Origin of the sequence: Kitasatospora sp. NBC_01302 (assembly GCF_035976515.1) — a bacterium.
GTDB lineage: Bacteria > Actinomycetota > Actinomycetes > Streptomycetales > Streptomycetaceae > Kitasatospora.
In genome coordinates this window covers 3,448,679-3,464,944 of record NZ_CP108404.1, presented here as the reverse complement: position 1 = coordinate 3,464,944, position 16,266 = coordinate 3,448,679, and the positions used below count along the sequence as shown (strand labels likewise).

The window sequence follows — 16,266 nt, the reverse complement described above, 5'->3', positions numbered from 1 at the left end:
CGGGCCCCAGCCAGATGGTCCCACCTGGCTGGGTGACAGACCGGGCGACGGCGCGGAAATCATGGCAAAGAGCGCACAAAGGAGCACGGAACGCCACCGGGCGACCGCCAAAGGTGTGAACGAGGCGTCAGAATGACGCCCATGGACAAGAATTCCGCGCTGAAATCCCCGCTGATCACGGTCGACGACCTGGTGAAGGAACTGGCCGGCGAGCGACCGCCGGTGCTGCTGGACATCCGCTGGCAGCTGACGGCGCCCGCCGCCGGAGCGGGCGGCGCCACCGGGCGGGGCGCGGCGGTCGGCGCCGCCGAGTACGCGGCCGGACACCTGCCCGGCGCCGTCTTCGTGGACCTGGACGAGGTGCTGGCCGCGCCGCCCGGGGCCGGTGGCCGCCACCCGCTGCCCGATCCCGACGGGCTCGGTGCGGCGCTGCGCCTGGCCGGGGTGTCGGCGGACCGGCCGGTGGTGGTCTACGACGGGGGACCGGCCACCTCGGCCGCCCGCGCCTGGTGGGTGCTGAGCTGGGCGGGGCACCCGGAGGTCCGGGTGCTGGACGGCGGCTTCGCGGCCTGGCGCGCGGCCGGACAGCCGGAGAGCACCGAGGCGCCCGAGCCCGCCCCGGGTGACTTCACGCCGAGCCCGGGCCGGCTGCCCACGCTGGACGCCGACCAGGCCGCGGAGCTGGCCAGGACCGGCCTGCTGCTGGATGCCCGGGCGGGCGAGCGCTACCGGGGCGAGGTGGAGCCGCTCGACCCGCGGGCCGGGCACATCCCGGGCGCGGTCAGCGCGCCGACCTTCGAGAACAACGCCGCCGACGGGCGGTTCAAGCCCGCCGCCGAGCTGGTGGAGCGATTCCGCGCGCTCGGCGTCGAAGAGCAGGAGGCCGGCGGGCAGCAGGTCGGGGTGTACTGCGGCTCGGGGGTGACGGCGGCGCACCAGGCGCTCGCGCTCGCCGTCGCGGGGCACCGGGCGGCGCTCTACCCGGGCTCGTGGAGCGAGTGGTCGAACGACCCGCACCGCCCGGTGGCCACCGGGGCGGACCGGGGCTGAGACGTCGTCACGCGGCGGTGGCCGCCCTGGTCGGGGCCGGCCACCGCCGCGTGATCGAGAATCGCTACTCCGTCTTCTTGCGCCGGCTGCCGAAGACGATCTCGTCCCAGCTGGGCACGGTGGCCCGGCGGCCCGGGCGTACGCCGTCCGCCTCGGCCTGGCGGTCGGTGGTGCCGACCAGCCGCTCACGGTGCGGGGCGACCGCGCGCGGCATCAGGATGTCCGCGTACGCCGAGCCCGCACCGACGGCCGGGGCGGCGGCGGCAGCGGCGGCCGGTTCCTCGACCTCCTGCTCCTCCTCCACCGGGGCGGCCTCGATCGCCGAGGGGCCCACCGCCAGGTCGCCGCGGAACGCGGGGACCACGTCCAGCAGGCTGGTCAGCGAATCCCTGCTCTCGGCGGCCGCGACGGCCTCGCGGGCCGGCAGCCGATCGGGCGGCGACATGATCCGGTCGGCGGAGGGCCGCTCGATCATCGGGCGCAGCGGTCGGTCGTGGGGCAGCCGGGCGATCCGCGGGATGAACGGGAAGACCGACTCCTCCTCGCGCTCGACGCTCTCGCCGATCAGTGCGCGGGCCTCGTCGTCGTTGGGCTGGACCAGCCGCCGGGGCGGGTCGTAGGTCCAGCTCGCGGTGCGGCCCTCGCCGTCCGAGCGGTAGGAGAGGACGACCTCCCAGGTGCCGTCGTCGCGCCGCCAGGAGTCCCAGCGCTCGGTGTCCTTCTCGGCCGCGCGCAGCACCAGGCGCTCGCCGACGGCCTCGCCGAGCTGCGGGCCGGTGGACTCGCCGGGGCGGCGGATGGGGGTCTTACGGGCGCGCTCGGCCATGAAGGCACGCTCGGCGAGCACCGGGCCCTCGAAGCGGCGCACCCGGTCGACCGAGATGCCGGCCGCCTGGGCGACCTCCTCGGCGGAGGCACCGGCTCGTATCCGCGCCTGGATGTCGCGCGGGCGCAGGTGGCTCTCGACCTCGATCTCGATCTGGCCGAGGCGCGGGCGGTCACCGCGGATGGCAGCGCGCAGCCGCTCGTCGATGGCGAGGGTGTACTCCGTGCTGTCGGCAGCCTTGAGCACCAGCCGTGTGCCGTCGTTGCTGACGGCCACGACGCGCAGTTCGGGCACGGTTACCTCCCGGGTGGTGCCTGCCGACGTCACCTGCGTCGCTGCTCCCGTACTGAGTGTGGCCTGCCCACTGGCGACTTGCCACAACCTTGCAGAGTTCTCCGGCGTGTCGGACTTCCGTCCGGTCATGCCGCTGTGGCACGGTGGCCTGTTCGCCGCGTCATCAGGTGACACCGCGTCAGGCATTCCCGGCCGTTCCCCGCACGTGGATGTGGAGCGACGGTTCGGGTCGAGCGCCGCCGTGCGTGCCTGGACCGAGGCTGTCATATCGACTGTCGATGTCGTGGCAGTCGAGAGGATGACCGAAGGCTCAGGCTCCACGAACAGTACTCCATTCGTGGCATCCACAGGGGCGGCTCGCCGCTCAAGTCTCCCGCGATTCACGGGAATCTCAAGAGCGAAGACTCCGATGGCGGACCGCCGATCAGTTGACGGTGATCATCTTCACATATATCGACTTCAAGAAACCGGATTTTCGACCCTTGTGTCCTTCTTTGTGCACAATGGGCGGGCTTATCGGATGGGCCGACGAGTCCGCTGGACGACCTGACGACTTACCGACCGAACTGCTGAGCGACTTCCCGACGCCGCTGGGCGGCCGACCGAACCGAGACTGAGAGCACCGATGCCCGAACAGAGTGAGCGGGCCGCCGCCCCGTCGACCGACCAGGGCAGGCGGCGGATCGACCTGAGCCTGGCCCAGGTGACGGCCAGTGCGCTGGCCGCCGTGGTCGGCGCGGTGCTCGCCTCGGAGCTCGGCGTCTACGGGACGATCATCGGCGCGGCGGTGGTCAGCATCGGCGCCACCACCGGCGGCGCGCTCTTCCAGCACCTGTTCCGGCGCACCGGGGAGCAGTTGCGGGAGGCCGCCGACCGGGGGCCCGGCAGGACGGTCAACGGGCTGCAGCAGGTTCCGCTCACCGAGACGGCGCCGCTGCCGAGCGCCTGGCGTTCCGAGGGCGGGCCGGCGGACGGCGACCGGGCGGAGCACGACCGGGCGGTGGCGGGCGGCTGGAACGACTCCGGGGTGTTCCGGGCCCGGCGCCGCCGGAGCTGGAAGACCTACGCGGCGCTCTCCGCGCTGGTCTTCGTGCTGGCGATGACGCCGATCCTGATCGTCGAGCAGGCCACCGGCAAGACCGTGCACGACATCACCACCGGTCAGGACGGCGGCGGCAACTCGCTCTTCCCCGGCGGTGGCGGCAGGAGCGGCGACCGGGCGCCCGTGAAGCCGGGGGCCGGTGACCCGGCGGCGCCCAGCCGCGCCGCCGAGACCGGGTCGGGGGCGACCAGCGGCTCCGGCGGGGCGGGGGCCTCGCCCAGTCCGTCCGGCTCGGGCGGTGCCGGTGCGTCGGCCACGCCGTCGGCGCCGGCCACCCCGTCCGGCAGCCCGAGCCCGACGCCGCAGGGCTCTTCGTCCCCCTCGCCTTCGGGCGGGTCGACGAGCAGCTCCGGCGCGTCGCCGCAGACGGGCGCCGCCACGCCGCCGGCCTCCACCCGACCGCTGCCGCCGGCCGCCACCCCGCCGGCCGCCACCCCCGCCGATGCGCCGACCGGCCAGCCCGGCGCCGCCGCGACGCCCTGAACCCGGGCCGACCGGATCGGGCGGGTGCGCTACGCCCCGAGCACCCGGCGCAGGTAGGCGTTGGCGAACCGCCGCTCCGGGTCGACCCGGTCGCGCAGCGCCGTGAAGTCCTTGAAGTGCGGGTAGACGTCGGCCAGGTACTCGGCGTCCCGGCTGTGCAGCTTGCCCCAGTGCGGGCGGCCCTGGTACGCCGTCATCAGCTGCTCGACGGCCGTGAAGTAGCCCTGCTCGGCGGTGCCCCGGTAGAGGTGGACGGCGATGTAGACGGTGTCGCGGCCGTTGGCGGTGGAGAGCCACAGGTCGTCGGCCGGGGCGCAGCGCACCTCCACGGGGAAGCTGATCCGCCAGTCGCTGCGCTCCACCAGTGCCTTCAGCTCGCGCAGCACCTCGGTGGCCGCCGCGCGCGGCACCGCGTACTCCATCTCGATGAAGCGCACCTTGCGCGGGCTGGTGAACACCTTGTGCGCCGTGTCGGTGTAGCTGCGCTCGGACCAGGCCCGGCTGGCGACGGTGGCGATGACCGGGATGGTGCGGGGGAAGGCGCGGCCGATCCGGCAGGCGCCCTCCCAGACGGTGTTGGAGAGGAAGTCGTCCTCCAGCCAGGCCTTGGCGGCGGGCAGCGGGGCGGCCGGCCCGTGGCTGCGGTTGTTGCGCTTGGTGCTGCACCGGTCGGTGTGCGGGAACCAGTAGAACTCGAAGTGCTCGTTGACCGAGCTCAGCTCCTCGAACCGGTCGAGCACCTCGGCGAAGCCCATCGGCTGCTCCTGGGCAGTGAGCAGGAAGGCCGGCTCGACCCCGAAGGTGACCGTGCTGAGCACGCCGAGCGCGCCCAGGCCCAGCCGGGCGCCCGCGAAGAGCTCCGGGTCCTCGGTGGGGGAGCAGCGGCGGACGGAGCCGTCGGCCAGCACCAGCTCGACCGCCTTGATCTGCGCGGCCAGTGAGGCCGAGTCGCGGCCGGTGCCGTGGGTACCGGTGCTGGTCGCGCCGGCCACGGTCTGCACGTCGATGTCGCCCATGTTGGTCAGCGCCAGTCCGGCCGTGGCCAGCAGCCGGTTGAGCCGGTTGAGCGGCAGGCCGGCCTCCACGGTGACCGTACCGGCGGCCCGGTCCAGCTCGTGCACGGCGCACAGCCCCTCGGGCCGCACCAGTACGCCGCCCTCGGCCGAGGCTATCGCCGTGAAGGAGTGACCGGACCCGATGGCCTTGACGGTGCGGCCCTGCTCGGCGGCCTGCCGGACCACCGCGGCCAACTCCTCGGCCGAACCGGGGCTGACCACCTGAGCCGGCGCGGCGCTCTGGTTGCCCGCCCAGTTGGTCCAGCGGCCGGCGGTGATGGTGGCGGGCATGCGGAGCCTCCCAGCGACGGGTGCATTACCAGTGGGTAGGGAGCCTAGCCACCGGTGCCCGCACGGTCTATGGTCGCGCGGGCTCGCCCGACGGGGCCAGCGTGCCCGGCTCCACCGGTGCGGGCTCCGCGCCGGCCGTGCGCAGCCGCCGGCCGCCGGCCAGGGCGACCAGCACGCCGAAGGCCGCCGCGGCCATCGGCACCTGGTAGCCGGCCGCCGCCCCGGCGGCGTCCACCCGCCAGCCGGCCAGCGAGGAGCCGCCGGCCACGCCGAGGGCGAGCCCGGTGGTGGTCCAGCTCATCCCCTCGGTCAGCTGGGCGGGCGGCACCAGCCGGGCGACCAGCCCCATGGTGGTGATCATGGTCGGGGCGATCGAGAGCCCGGAGAGGAAGAGCGCGGCGCCCACCGCGAGCATGCCCACCGGACCGGTGCACCAGCGCGCGGCCAGCACCAGCGGCAGCATGCTCAGCGCCATCACCCCGATGCCCAGCTGGAACCGCCGGTCGGCCGGGCCGCGCGGGTGCAGCGTGCCGAAGACGGCCCCGGCCAGGCCCGAACCGAGCGCGTAGACGGCCAGCACCAGGCTGGCGGCACCCTTGTGCCCCTGTGCCTGGGCGAAGGCGACGGTGACCACCTCGACCGCACCGAAGATCGCTCCGGTGGCGATGAAGGTGAGCATCAGCACCCGCAGTCCGGGCGAGCGGATCGCCGAGCCGCCCGACTCCCGGGCCGTGCGGTGCACCGGCGGCTCGGTGCCGCGCTGCGCGGTGAAGAGCAGCACCCCGGCCGCGAGGAAGATCCCGGCCAGCAGCACGCCGGCCTCCGGGAAGAACGAGGTGGCCAGGCCGATCGAGAGGATCGGCCCGACGATGAAGATGATCTCGTCGACCACCGACTCCAACGCGTAGGCGGTGTGCAGCTTGCCCGGGTCCGAGCGGTAGAGGTGCGCCCAGCGGGCCCGCACCAGCGCCCCGGTGCTCGGCATGGTGCCCATGCCGACCGCGCTGAGGAAGAGCGTCCAGTCGGGGGCGCCGGAGCGCGCGCAGAGCAGCAGCGCGACGGTGGACACGGTGGTGGCCGCGGTCGCGGGCAGCGCCACCCGGCGCTGGCCGTGCCGGTCGACCAGCCGGGAGATCTGCGGCCCGATGGCCGCGGCCGCCAGCGCCATCACCGCCGAGACCGCGCCGGCCACCCCGTAGGAGCCGCGCAGCTGGGAGAGCATGGTGACGATCCCGATGCCGACCATGGAGATCGGCAGGCGGGAGAGGAAGCCGGTCGCCGAGAAGGCGAGGCTGCCGGGGGCGGCGAAGATCTGGCGGTAGTTGGACAGCACGGCGGCTCCTGGGTGGGAAGAGCCAGGGAGGGCCCGGTGGGTTGCGACGGCGGCCACGGTTCCGCTGGGTAAGGAACATGGCTCCTCTACACAGCTTACGGAACGTGGCAAACGGAATTCCGGCCGCGGCCGGGCCCCGCCCTGCCCGCGCGCCCGAACGGCGCGGTGGCAGGATCGGTGCCATGCCCGAGATCCACAGCGAGCCCGCCCCGGCCGCCGCCGCTCCCTATGACGCCCTGCTGCTGCTCTCCTTCGGCGGCCCGGAAGGGCCCGAGGAGGTGGTGCCGTTCCTGGAGAACGTGACCCGGGGCCGCGGCATCCCCAAGGAGCGGCTGGCCGAGGTCGGCCAGCACTACTTCCGCTTCGGCGGGATCAGCCCGATCAACGAGCAGAACCGCGAACTGCTCGCCGCGCTGCGCGCCGACTTCGCAGCGGCCGGCCTGGAACTGCCGGTCTACTGGGGCAACCGGAACTGGGCGCCGTTCCTGGTCGACACCCTGCGGGAGATGGCTGAGGACGGCCACCGCCGGATCGCGGTGCTCGCCACCAGCGCCTACGCCGGCTACTCGGGCTGCCGCCAGTACCGGGAGAACCTGGCCGACGCGCTCGCCACGCTGGCCGCGGAGGGCCGCCCGGCGCTGCGGGTGGACAAGCTGCGGCACTTCTACAACCACCCCGGCTTCGTCGAGCCGATGATCGACGCGACCCTGGCGGCGCTGGCCGAGCTGCCCGCCGACCTGCGCGAGGGCGCCGAGCTCGCCTTCACCACCCACTCGATCCCCACCGCGATGGCCGAGAGCTCCGGGGCGCCCGAGGACCCGGCGCGCGGCACCGCGGGGGGCGCGTACGTGGCCCAGCACCTGTCGGTGGCCGAGCTGGTCGCCGAGGCGGTCGCCAAGGCCACCGGCGTGGCCGACCGCCCGTGGCAGCTGGTCTACCAGTCGCGCAGCGGGGCCCCGCACATCCCGTGGCTGGAGCCGGACATCTGCGACCACCTGGCGGAGCGTCAGCAGGACGGCGCCCGGGCCGTGGTGATGATCCCGATCGGCTTCGTCTCGGACCACATGGAGGTCAAGTACGACCTCGACACCGAGGCGGTCGCCAAGGCCGCCGAACTCGGCCTGCCGGTGGCCCGGGCGGCCACGGTCGGCACCGACCCGCGCTTCACCGCCGCCGTGCGCGAGCTGGTGCTGGAGCGGGCGGCCACCGAACGCGGCCTGGCGCCCCGGCGCTGCGCCCTGGGCGCACTCGGCGCCAGCCACGACGTGTGCGCCGTGGACTGCTGCCCCAACCCGCGCGCCCCCCGGCCTGCCGCCGCGCAGGCCTGACCGATCCCACACCGAGCCTAGGAGTACCGTGCCCGACCAGATGCCGAGCGACCGGCAGCAGTCCGACCGGCCCCAGCCCGACGCCGCCATGCTCGACGAACTGCTCGCGCTCGCCCTGGAGGCCGCCCGGCTGGCCGGGGCGCTGCTGCGCGACGGCCGCCCCGCCGACCTGGGCGTCGCGGCCACCAAGAGCAGCCCGGTCGACGTGGTCACCGAGATGGACCTGGCCTCCGAGAAGCTGATCGTGGAGCTGATCACCGGCCGTCGCCCGCAGGACGGCTACCTGGGCGAGGAGGGCACCGAGCGGTCGGGCACCAGCGGGGTGCGCTGGGTGGTCGACCCGCTCGACGGAACGGTCAACTACCTTTACGGGCTGCCGAACTGGGGCGTCAGTGTGGCTGCCGAGTACCACGGGCAGGTCGTGGTCGGTGTGGTCGACGCCCCGGCCAGGAGGGAGCTGTTCCAGGCGGTGCTGGGCCGTGGCGCCACGCTGGACGGGCGCACGCTGAGCGGGCGGCCCACTCCGCCCTGGGGGCAGGCGCTGGTCGCCACCGGTTTCAACTACGTGCTGCCGAACCGGGTGCACCAGGCCGAGGTACTGCACCGCCTGATGCCCGAGGTGCGGGACATCCGGCGCGGGGGAGCGGCCGCCATCGACCTCTGCGACCTGGCGGCGGGCCGGCTGGACGGCTACTACGAGCGCGGCCTGGCCCCGTGGGACCTGGCGGCCGGTGGCCTGATCGCCCGCGAGGCGGGCCTGTTCACCGGGGGCCGACCCGGCGAGCCGGCCTCCGGTGAGCTGGTGGTGGCTGCCGGACCCGGCGTCTTCGAGCCGTTGCAGGCGCGGCTGGAGGAGCTGGGCGCCTGGCACGACTGAGCCGGATGCGGACAGCGTGGCAGATGTGGTGAGCCCCGGCGCACGGAGCGCCGGGGCTCACCACAGGTCGAGGGGTCAGCGGGCGGGGGCCGGTCTGTCGGCCGCGGTGAAGTGGTCGGCGACGAGCGCCGGGTCAGGCACTGCGGGGCAGGGAGAGGACCGGATCGACACCGTGGTCGGTGGCGATCCGACGCAGGTCGTCCAGTTCGGACTGTTCGACCTCGGCGAGGAACTCGTCCCCGGACTCGAGTGCGCGGTGCAGATCCTGCTCGGTGTTCCTTATGCGCTGCAGGATTCCGGCGGTGAAGGCGTCCATGCGGCAGACCCCCTTACGGTGTCGGACGTGCGCGGTCGAGCGTTCTCCGGTTGGGAGGTGCGGCATTCCAGCGGCTGCGCCCCACCGGCCGGCAGGCACCGGTGCGAACGCTGATGCGGCCTCGGGGCCGCTCCGTGGGACCTGATCCCCCAGCCGGTGCGGATGAACGCGCGGCGGGTGGGTGCGATCGCCTGACGGCGTGATCGCGGGTGTGCAGTCGTCCTCCCCAGTCAGGGGGACGGGAAACCTCACGGCCGCGAGAAACCGGAGAAAGTTGCCGCTGTCACATTCGAGCGGCGCCCTGGTGTGCGGGCCCGGGGGCGGGGGCGTACCGCCTTACCGGTGCTTTACGCCGCAAGGAGGCAGGATGGAGGCACCGTCGGAGTCGCAGGCCCGCGTACGGGACCTTCCGATCCCGCCGCGCGTGCCCCAGAGAAGGGACAACCGCTGTGCGGGTTCTTGTCGTCGAGGACGAGCAGCTGCTCGCCGAAGCCGTGGCCACCGGTCTGCGCCGGGAGGCCATGGCCGTCGACGTGGTGTACGACGGCGAGGCCGCGTTGCAGCGGATCGCGGTCAACGACTACGACGTCGTGGTGCTCGACCGGGACCTGCCGCTGGTGCACGGCGACGACGTCTGCCGCAGCGTGGTGGAGCAGGGCCTGGCGACCCGGGTGATCATGCTGACGGCCTCCGGGGACATCAGCGACCGGGTCGAGGGCCTGGAGATCGGCGCTGACGACTATCTGCCCAAGCCGTTCGCTTTCAGCGAACTCGTGGCCCGGGTGCGCGCGCTGGGCCGACGCGCCACCGTCCCGCTGCCGCCGGTCCTGGACCGGGCCGGGATCACCCTCGACCCCGGCCGCCGCGAGGTGCTGCGCGACGGCCGCTCGATCCAGCTGGCGCCGAAGGAGTTCGCCGTCCTCGAGGTCCTGATGCGGGCCGGCGGGGCGGTGGTCTCCGCGGAGCAGCTGCTGGAGAAGGCCTGGGACGAGCACACGGACCCGTTCACCAACGTGGTGCGGGTGACCGTGATGACCCTGCGGCGAAAGCTCGGCGATCCCGCCGTGATCGTCACCGTGCCCGGTTCCGGCTACCGGATCTGACTCCCGTCCGCTCTTCCACCGCAAGGGGACGACACTCATGACCACCCCGCCCACCACCGGCGGGCCCTCCGGCAGTTCCCGCACGTTGCCGCCGCGGCCCGGCCACCCACCGCGTCCCGAGCAGCCGCCGCGTCCGGCCGCCGCGGAGCAGCACGCCCCTTACCGGCCCGGCGAGGGGCTGAGCTGGCTGCCCTTCCGGCCGACCATCAGGATCCGCCTCACCCTGCTCTACGGCGGCATGTTCCTGATGGCAGGGGTGGTGCTGCTGCTGCTCATGTACGTCCTGGTGCGCAACGCCTTCCAGAGCCCCACCCTGCCGCCGATCTTCATCGATCCGAGCATCACGGCCCGGATCAACAACCAGGTGGTGACCGGCGACCAGTTCAACCAGTACCTGCAGAACCAGATGAGGCTCGGGCAGCACAGCGAGCTCGACCTGCTGCTGCGCCAGGCGCTGACCGTGCTGGTCGTGCTCGCCGTGATCGCCTTCGCGGCCGGCTACGCGATGGCGGGGCGGGTGCTGCGCCCGCTGGGCCGGATCACCCGCGCCGCCCGCGAGGTGGCCGGTTCCGACCTGCACCGCCGGATCGAGCTGGAGGGGCCCGACGACGAGCTCAAGGAGCTCGCCGACACCTTCGACGAGATGCTCGACCGGCTGGACCGCTCCTTCGACTCCCAGCGCAGGTTCGTCGCCAACGCCTCGCACGAGCTGCGCACCCCGCTGGCGATCAACCGGACGCTGCTGGAGGTGCAGCTCTCCGATCCCAACACCTCGGCCGACCTGCAGCAGCTCGGCAAGACGCTGCTGGCCACCAACGAGCGCAGCGAGCAGTTGGTGGAGGGCCTGCTGCTGCTGGCCCGCAGCGACAACGAGCTGGTCGACCGGCGGCCGGTCGAGCTGTCCGAGGTGGCGCTGCGGGCGGTCGAGCAGACCCGCGCGGAGGCGGCCGACCGGGAGGTGGAGATCCGCTCCGAGCTGCACCAGGTGGCGGTCTCGGGCAACGGCGTGCTGCTGGAGCGGATCGCGCTCAACCTGCTGCAGAACGCGGTGCGCTACAACGTCGCCGACGGCTGGGTGGAGATCACCACCGTGCCCCGCCCCGGCGGCTTCGGCGAGCTGGTGGTGAGCAACACCGGGCCGGTGGTCCCGGGCTACGAGCTGGAGCACATCTTCGAGCCGTTCCGGCGGGTCAAGGGCGCGGACCGGACGCGCAGCGACAAGGGCGTCGGGCTCGGCCTGTCGATCGTCCGCTCGGTGGTCCGTGCGCACGGCGGCTCCATCGAGGCCGCGGCGCGCCCGGGCGGGGGGCTGACCATGCGGGTACGAATCCCCGGAAGCTGAATCCCGCACCCCGTCGGCCTTGCGCCCTGGTACGCCCGTCACCTGCACGAAGGGCCGGACCAGGGCGCTTGTCATATCCGGCTCCGACAACTTACGGTGTCGTAACCTACGCTTGCGTAAGTGACGCGTCCGTAAGTCCCCTCCCTCAGGAGCCCCCGTCGTGACCATCGCCCCCGCCCAGCGCACCGGCTCGACCGCCTGGACCGATGCCCGGCTGATCCTCGCTCTGGAAGAGGTGGTCGAGACCGAGCTCAACCGCCACCTGAAGGTCGCCAAGGAGTGGATGCCGCACGAGTACATCCCGTGGAGCCAGGGGCGGGACTTCGACGGCGTGCTCGGCGGCGAGGCCTGGGAGGTCGGCCAGTCCAAGGTGACCCCGCTCGGCCGGGTCTCGCTGGTCGTCAACCTGCTGACCGAGGACAACCTCCCCAGCTACCACCACGAGATCGCCTCCATGTTCGGCCGTGAGGGCGCCTGGGGGACCTGGGTGCACCGCTGGACGGCCGAGGAGGGCCGGCACGGCATAGCGCTCCGGGACTACCTGCTGGCCACCCGGGCGGTGGACCCGGTGGCTCTGGAGCGCTCCCGGATGGAGCACATGTCGGCCGGCTTCGAGTCCGACAACGCGCACAGCATGCTGCACTCGGTGGCCTACGTGGCCTTCCAGGAGCTCGCCACCCGGATCTCGCACCGCAACACCGGCCACTACGCCGGCGACCCGCTCTGCGAGCAGCTGCTGGCGAAGATCGCCAACGACGAGAACCTGCACATGGTCTTCTACCGCAACCTGCTCAAGGCGGCGCTGGACCTGGCCCCGGACCTGGCCCTGCAGGCCATCCGCGACGTGGTGACCGACTTCCGGATGCCCGGCCACGGCATGTCCGGCTTCGAGCGCGCGGCCGCGCAGATCGCCATCGGCGGCATCTACAACCTGCGGATCCACCACGACGACGTGCTCCAGCCGGTGCTGCGGCACCTCAAGGTGATGGAGCTGGGCGGCCTCGGCCCGGCGGGCCTGCAGGCCCAGCAGGAGCTCGGTCTCTACCTCGACGGGCTGGACACCCAGGCCACCCGGTTCGACGAGCGCCAGGCCGCGCTGCTGGCCCGCCGGGCCGAGGCCGCGGAGCGCCGGGCGGCCGGCTGAGCGGAGTCGGGGCGGCCCGTGGCCCGCGTCCGCGCCCACGGTGGCGCGGACGCGGGCCACGGCTCTGCGGGGGCCGATCGTGGGCGGACGGAAAGACCCGAAGCCCGGGATTGGGTCGTACCGGGGCGCTCGGACGGTGGGCGGTTTGCGGCGCTTTTGGCCAAAAAATTCTCCCCCGTGACCAACGTCACATCAGCGGTCCGCACTCGTTCGGATGATCTCTCTGAGTGATCAGACGATCGGGGTTGATCATTGCACTGGGTAGTCGGAATCGGTGGATCGCACTCCCGTGCGATCGGCCGGAAAGTACGGCCCCACCTGGGTCAAGCCGGTCTGGCGCACGGGGTTTTCGAGGCGTACCATCACCATCCGTATTCGGCAGCGAGTGCCCGTCGGCCGCCGGTGGCCACTGTCCGCAAGCCCCGGGAAGGCGCCCCCGACCGCCCGGCCGGGCTCGCCGCTGAGTGTCGATTGAGTAACAGGGCTTGAAGTAAGGCACAATCTCGGCCTCGGGTCGGGCACAAGACCGGCCCCTCATGCGTTACGTGCGCTGGAGATACCGCACACACCCAGAGGGGGAGAGCGAACATGGCGACGGACTACGACACCCCACGCAAGACCGACGACGACATCAACGAGGACAGCATCGAGGAGCTCAAGGCTCGTCGAAACGAGAAGTCGACGACGGCCGCCGACGTCGACTACGACGACTCCGCCGAGAGTCTCGAGCTGCCGGGCGCGGACCTTTCCAACGAGGAGCTGTCCGTCCGGGTGCTGCCCCGGCAGGCCGACGAGTTCACCTGCATGAGCTGCTTCCTGGTGCATCACCGCAGCCAGCTGGCCGGCGAGAAGAACGGCCAGGCCTACTGCAGGGACTGCTCCTGAAGATCGCGCGGCCCGAGCCCGGCGATCGTGCCGCGGCAGACCGGCCCCGACTGGGCACCCCGCCCCGTCGGAGCGGGTCACCGCGGCGGTCGGACGCGGACCGCTTCGGCGGCAGTGCACGAACGGCGATGGGGCGGTCCGTCATGACGGACCGCCCCATCGCCGTTCGTGCAACTCCTGCGCTGCCCCGCCTGTCCCGCCTGCCCGCGCAGGATCAGGAGCGGGCCGCGCCGATCGCGGCGGCCAGCGCCTCGGGATCGCGGGTGGACAGGTAGAGGTAGGGAGTGGGGTCGGCCGGATCGGTGACCTCCACCCGCAGCGCGGTCGGTACGTAGCTGCGCAGCAGCATGAAGGCGCGCGGGTCGGCCTTGGCCGAGCGCCAGGCCACCGCCTCCTTGGCATCCAGCGGCCGCGCCTCGCCGAGCACGTCGAGCGGGATCCTGGCCTTGCCGGCCACGAGCGAGCCCTGCACCACACGGATCCGCGCGGAACCGTACGAGCTGAGTCCGACGGCCGCGGCGACGAGTCCCGCCACCAGACCGACCAGTCCGGGCATCGGGCCGTAGCGCAGCAGGATCAGGCCGATCGACAGGCCGGCCGCGACCGGCAGCAGCCACCAGGAGCGGGGCGCGGTGAGGCGTTCGTCGTACATGCCCCCCATTGTGGGTGCCGTTCCAACCAGCTCGGCACGGCCCCCCGGTCCAAGGGGCGGAATCGCCTGGCGCATCCGTTACTACCGGCGGGTAGGGTCTGGCGCTGTGACTGGATCCACTGCCCCCACACCGGCTCCGCAGGGCTCCGCGGACCCTGCCGAGCGCCCCCACAGACTCCTGACGCCGACCACTGCGCCGGACGACGCCGTGGCGGCGGTCCGTCACCCCGAGGCGCCGGCACCCGGCACCCCGCTCGGCTCGCACTACGTGCACTGCTTCGGGTGCGGACCGCAGCAGACCAGCGGCCTGCAGATCGATGTCCGCGCCGGCCAAGGAGTGGACGTCACCGCCGAGTTCGTCGTCAAGGCGGTGCACCAGGGCGGCCCGGGCCTGGCCCACGGCGGCATCCTGACCACGGCGATGGACGAGACCCTCGGCTCGCTCAACTGGATCCTGCACACCGCCTCGGTCACGGGCCGGCTGGAGACCGACTTCGTGCGCCCGGTGCCCGTCGACTCGCGGTTGCACATCCGCGCCTGGGCGACCGGTGTGCACGGCCGCAAGCTCTACTGCGCCGGCGAGGGACGTATCGGCGGACCCGAGGGACCGGTCGCGATCCGGGCCGCGGCGCTCTTCGTTCAGGTGAAACTGGAACACTTCACCACGCACGGTCGTCCGCAGGACATCAAGGCTGCCCTGGACGACCCCGACCTGTTCAAACGAGCAAGAGCCTTTGAGGTGAATCCGTGAGTTCCACCGCCCGCCCGCCGGTCGAGGTCCTGATCCGGCGACTCGACCCCGAGCTGCCGCTGCCCAGCTACGCCCAGCCGGGCGACGCCGGCGCGGACCTGTGCGCCGCCGTCGACGCCGACCTCGAACCGGGCGAGCGCACGGTGATCCCGACCGGCATCGCCATCGCGTTGCCCGACGGCTACGCCGCGTTCGTCCACCCCCGTTCCGGACTGGCAGCTCGTTGCGGAGTTGCGCTCGTGAACGCCCCAGGGACGGTCGATGCCGGGTACCGTGGTGAGATCAAGGTGATCGTCGTCAACCTGGATCCGCGCGAGCGGGTCAGTTTCCGACGTGGGGACCGGATCGCGCAGCTGGTCATCCAGCAGGTCGAGAAGGCTCGCTTCCACGAGGTGACCGAACTGCCGGGGTCCGCACGCGCCGAGGGTGGGTTCGGGTCGACTGGTGGCCACGCGGCGGTTTAACATGCCGCGGCCGTGCAGGCCGCAGCCGAGCAGGTAGCCAAAGGTACGAGCAGGATTTCGCATCGGTCTTGGACCGGGAAGGACAGTGACCGTGTTCCGTCGTCGCCACAAGAGCGAGGACGCTGTCGAGCAGCTCGCCGAGGACGCCATCAGCGCCGACGAGACGGCCGATGACGTCGAAGGTTCCGCCGACTCCGAGAGCGAGACGCCGAACGACGTTGACTCCGTCGAGGAGACGGAGGAGGACCCGGCCGACCGTGTCGGTCTGCCGCCGGCCCCGCGTCCCGATGGTCCCTGGGACGACTCCGAGCTGGAGAGCCCGCACGAGGGTCGGGTCGACCTGGGCGGTCTGCTGGTCCCCGGTGTCGAGGGCATGGAGCTGCGGGTCGAGGTGGCCGGCGACGCGATCGTGGCCGCCACCCTGGTGCTCGGCAACAGCGCCATCCAGCTCCAGGCCTTTGCCGCGCCGAAGTCCGAGGGCATCTGGAGCGAGGTCCGCGACGAGATCGCGACCGGCATCCGGAGCCAGGGCGGCCTCGTCGAAGAGGAGGAGGGCCCGCTCGGCTGGCACCTGCGGGCCCAGGTCCCGGTCCAGCTGCCGGACGGCACGCAGGGCGTGCAGCTGGTCCGCTTCGTCGGCTGCGACGGCCCGCGCTGGTTCCTGCGCGGCGTGATCTCCGGCCAGGCCGCGGTGCAGCCCGAGTCGGCGGACGTGCTGGAGCAGGTGTTCCGGCAGACCGTGGTCGTGCGTGGCGAGGCTCCCATGGCGCCCCGCGACCCGATCGTGCTCAAGCTCCCCGAGGACGCCCAGATGGTGGCGGACGGCGGTGTCGGCGCCCCGGAGGGTGAGGCCTCGCGCTTCGGTGACGCCTCGCTGAGCCCGTTCGCCCGTGGCCCGGAGATCACCGAGGTCCGCTGAGGCGGGTTCATCAGCCGTATCGACCGGCCCCGGACAGCTCGGCTGTCCGGG

16 protein-coding genes are annotated in these 16,266 nt (G+C 72.8%); 11 read left to right on the top strand and 5 right to left on the bottom strand.

Annotated elements, in window-relative coordinates; all coding sequences use genetic code 11:
- The first annotated feature begins 141 nt into the window (after positions 1–141).
- Complete coding sequence (locus tag OG294_RS14730) at positions 142–1,050, top strand: sulfurtransferase (RefSeq protein WP_327066960.1); 909 nt, start codon at positions 142–144, stop codon at positions 1,048–1,050.
- Positions 1,051–1,114: 64 nt separating this feature from the next.
- On the opposite strand, the gene sepH is transcribed toward OG294_RS14730, so the two are convergent.
- Complete coding sequence (gene sepH / locus OG294_RS14725; protein WP_327066959.1) at positions 1,115–2,203, bottom strand: septation protein SepH; 1,089 nt, start codon at positions 2,201–2,203, stop codon at positions 1,115–1,117.
- Between the two features lie 592 nt (positions 2,204–2,795).
- Here sepH and OG294_RS14720 point away from each other — a divergent pair.
- On the top strand, positions 2,796–3,755 hold the full coding sequence (locus OG294_RS14720; protein WP_327066958.1) for a hypothetical protein: 960 nt from the start codon (positions 2,796–2,798) through the stop codon (positions 3,753–3,755).
- Positions 3,756–3,784: 29 nt separating this feature from the next.
- Here the strand turns inward: OG294_RS14720 and OG294_RS14715 are convergent, their stop codons facing one another.
- Both OG294_RS14715 and OG294_RS14710 read right to left on the bottom strand, forming a co-directional pair.
- Positions 3,785–5,101, bottom strand: coding sequence for a D-arabinono-1,4-lactone oxidase (locus OG294_RS14715; RefSeq protein ID WP_327066957.1), 1,317 nt, complete (start codon positions 5,099–5,101; stop codon positions 3,785–3,787).
- Between the two features lie 67 nt (positions 5,102–5,168).
- Complete coding sequence (locus OG294_RS14710; protein ID WP_327066956.1) at positions 5,169–6,434, bottom strand: MFS transporter; 1,266 nt, start codon at positions 6,432–6,434, stop codon at positions 5,169–5,171.
- A 182-nt stretch (positions 6,435–6,616) separates the two neighbouring features.
- Between OG294_RS14710 and OG294_RS14705 the strand changes: the two genes are divergently transcribed.
- Positions 6,617–7,762 carry a ferrochelatase gene (locus OG294_RS14705; protein ID WP_327066955.1) on the top strand — a complete coding sequence of 382 codons (1,146 nt, stop codon included), beginning with the start codon at positions 6,617–6,619 and terminating at the stop codon, positions 7,760–7,762.
- Positions 7,763–7,802: 40 nt separating this feature from the next.
- A complete protein-coding gene (locus OG294_RS14700; protein WP_442789328.1) occupies positions 7,803–8,639 on the top strand; it encodes an inositol monophosphatase family protein in 837 nt (278 codons plus the stop codon).
- 133 nt (positions 8,640–8,772) lie between these two features.
- Here the strand turns inward: OG294_RS14700 and OG294_RS14695 are convergent, their stop codons facing one another.
- The gene (locus OG294_RS14695) at positions 8,773–8,955 is read right to left on the bottom strand and encodes a hypothetical protein (protein ID WP_327066954.1); all 183 of its coding nucleotides are present in this window, start codon (positions 8,953–8,955) and stop codon (positions 8,773–8,775) included.
- A 449-nt stretch (positions 8,956–9,404) separates the two neighbouring features.
- Between OG294_RS14695 and OG294_RS14690 the strand changes: the two genes are divergently transcribed.
- The 4 genes from OG294_RS14690 (at position 9,405) to OG294_RS14675 (ending at position 13,429) form a co-directional block, all read left to right on the top strand.
- Positions 9,405–10,058 carry a response regulator transcription factor gene (locus tag OG294_RS14690; protein WP_035846216.1) on the top strand — a complete coding sequence of 218 codons (654 nt, stop codon included), beginning with the start codon at positions 9,405–9,407 and terminating at the stop codon, positions 10,056–10,058.
- A gap of 37 nt (positions 10,059–10,095) precedes the next feature.
- Positions 10,096–11,400, top strand: a complete 1,305-nt coding sequence (locus tag OG294_RS14685) for a sensor histidine kinase (protein WP_327066953.1) — start codon at positions 10,096–10,098, stop codon at positions 11,398–11,400.
- A gap of 160 nt (positions 11,401–11,560) precedes the next feature.
- Positions 11,561–12,544, top strand: coding sequence for an acyl-ACP desaturase (locus OG294_RS14680; protein WP_327066952.1), 984 nt, complete (start codon positions 11,561–11,563; stop codon positions 12,542–12,544).
- Between the two features lie 588 nt (positions 12,545–13,132).
- Positions 13,133–13,429, top strand: a complete 297-nt coding sequence (locus OG294_RS14675) for a DUF4193 domain-containing protein (RefSeq protein WP_327066951.1) — start codon at positions 13,133–13,135, stop codon at positions 13,427–13,429.
- A gap of 214 nt (positions 13,430–13,643) precedes the next feature.
- Here the strand turns inward: OG294_RS14675 and OG294_RS14670 are convergent, their stop codons facing one another.
- On the bottom strand, positions 13,644–14,081 hold the full coding sequence (locus OG294_RS14670) for a DUF3093 domain-containing protein (protein ID WP_327066950.1): 438 nt from the start codon (positions 14,079–14,081) through the stop codon (positions 13,644–13,646).
- Between the two features lie 178 nt (positions 14,082–14,259).
- Between OG294_RS14670 and OG294_RS14665 the strand changes: the two genes are divergently transcribed.
- The 3 genes from OG294_RS14665 (at position 14,260) to OG294_RS14655 (ending at position 16,215) form a co-directional block, all read left to right on the top strand.
- Positions 14,260–14,832: a PaaI family thioesterase gene (locus OG294_RS14665; protein ID WP_327071545.1), complete on the top strand. Its 573-nt coding sequence runs from the start codon at positions 14,260–14,262 to the stop codon at positions 14,830–14,832.
- Complete coding sequence (dut, locus tag OG294_RS14660; protein ID WP_327066949.1) at positions 14,829–15,296, top strand: dUTP diphosphatase; 468 nt, start codon at positions 14,829–14,831, stop codon at positions 15,294–15,296. Before OG294_RS14665 ends, dut begins: the two co-directional genes overlap by 4 nt.
- A 91-nt stretch (positions 15,297–15,387) precedes the next feature.
- Complete coding sequence (locus OG294_RS14655; RefSeq protein ID WP_327066948.1) at positions 15,388–16,215, top strand: DUF3710 domain-containing protein; 828 nt, start codon at positions 15,388–15,390, stop codon at positions 16,213–16,215.
- Positions 16,216–16,266: the final 51 nt, after the last annotated feature.

Excerpts from the sequence above, each read along its gene's own strand:
- OG294_RS14730 (WP_327066960.1), top strand. The coding sequence starts at position 142 with ATGGACAAGAATTCCGCGCTGAAATCCCCGCTGATCACGGTCGACGAC.
- OG294_RS14720 (WP_327066958.1), top strand. The coding sequence starts at position 2,796 with ATGCCCGAACAGAGTGAGCGGGCCGCCGCCCCGTCGACCGACCAGGGC.
- OG294_RS14715 (WP_327066957.1), bottom strand. The coding sequence starts at position 5,101 with ATGCCCGCCACCATCACCGCCGGCCGCTGGACCAACTGGGCGGGCAAC.
- OG294_RS14705 (WP_327066955.1), top strand. The coding sequence starts at position 6,617 with ATGCCCGAGATCCACAGCGAGCCCGCCCCGGCCGCCGCCGCTCCCTAT.
- OG294_RS14700 (WP_442789328.1), top strand. The coding sequence starts at position 7,803 with ATGCCGAGCGACCGGCAGCAGTCCGACCGGCCCCAGCCCGACGCCGCC.
- OG294_RS14695 (WP_327066954.1), bottom strand. The coding sequence starts at position 8,955 with ATGGACGCCTTCACCGCCGGAATCCTGCAGCGCATAAGGAACACCGAG.
- OG294_RS14685 (WP_327066953.1), top strand. The coding sequence starts at position 10,096 with ATGACCACCCCGCCCACCACCGGCGGGCCCTCCGGCAGTTCCCGCACG.
- OG294_RS14675 (WP_327066951.1), top strand. The coding sequence starts at position 13,133 with ATGGCGACGGACTACGACACCCCACGCAAGACCGACGACGACATCAAC.
- OG294_RS14670 (WP_327066950.1), bottom strand. The coding sequence starts at position 14,081 with ATGTACGACGAACGCCTCACCGCGCCCCGCTCCTGGTGGCTGCTGCCG.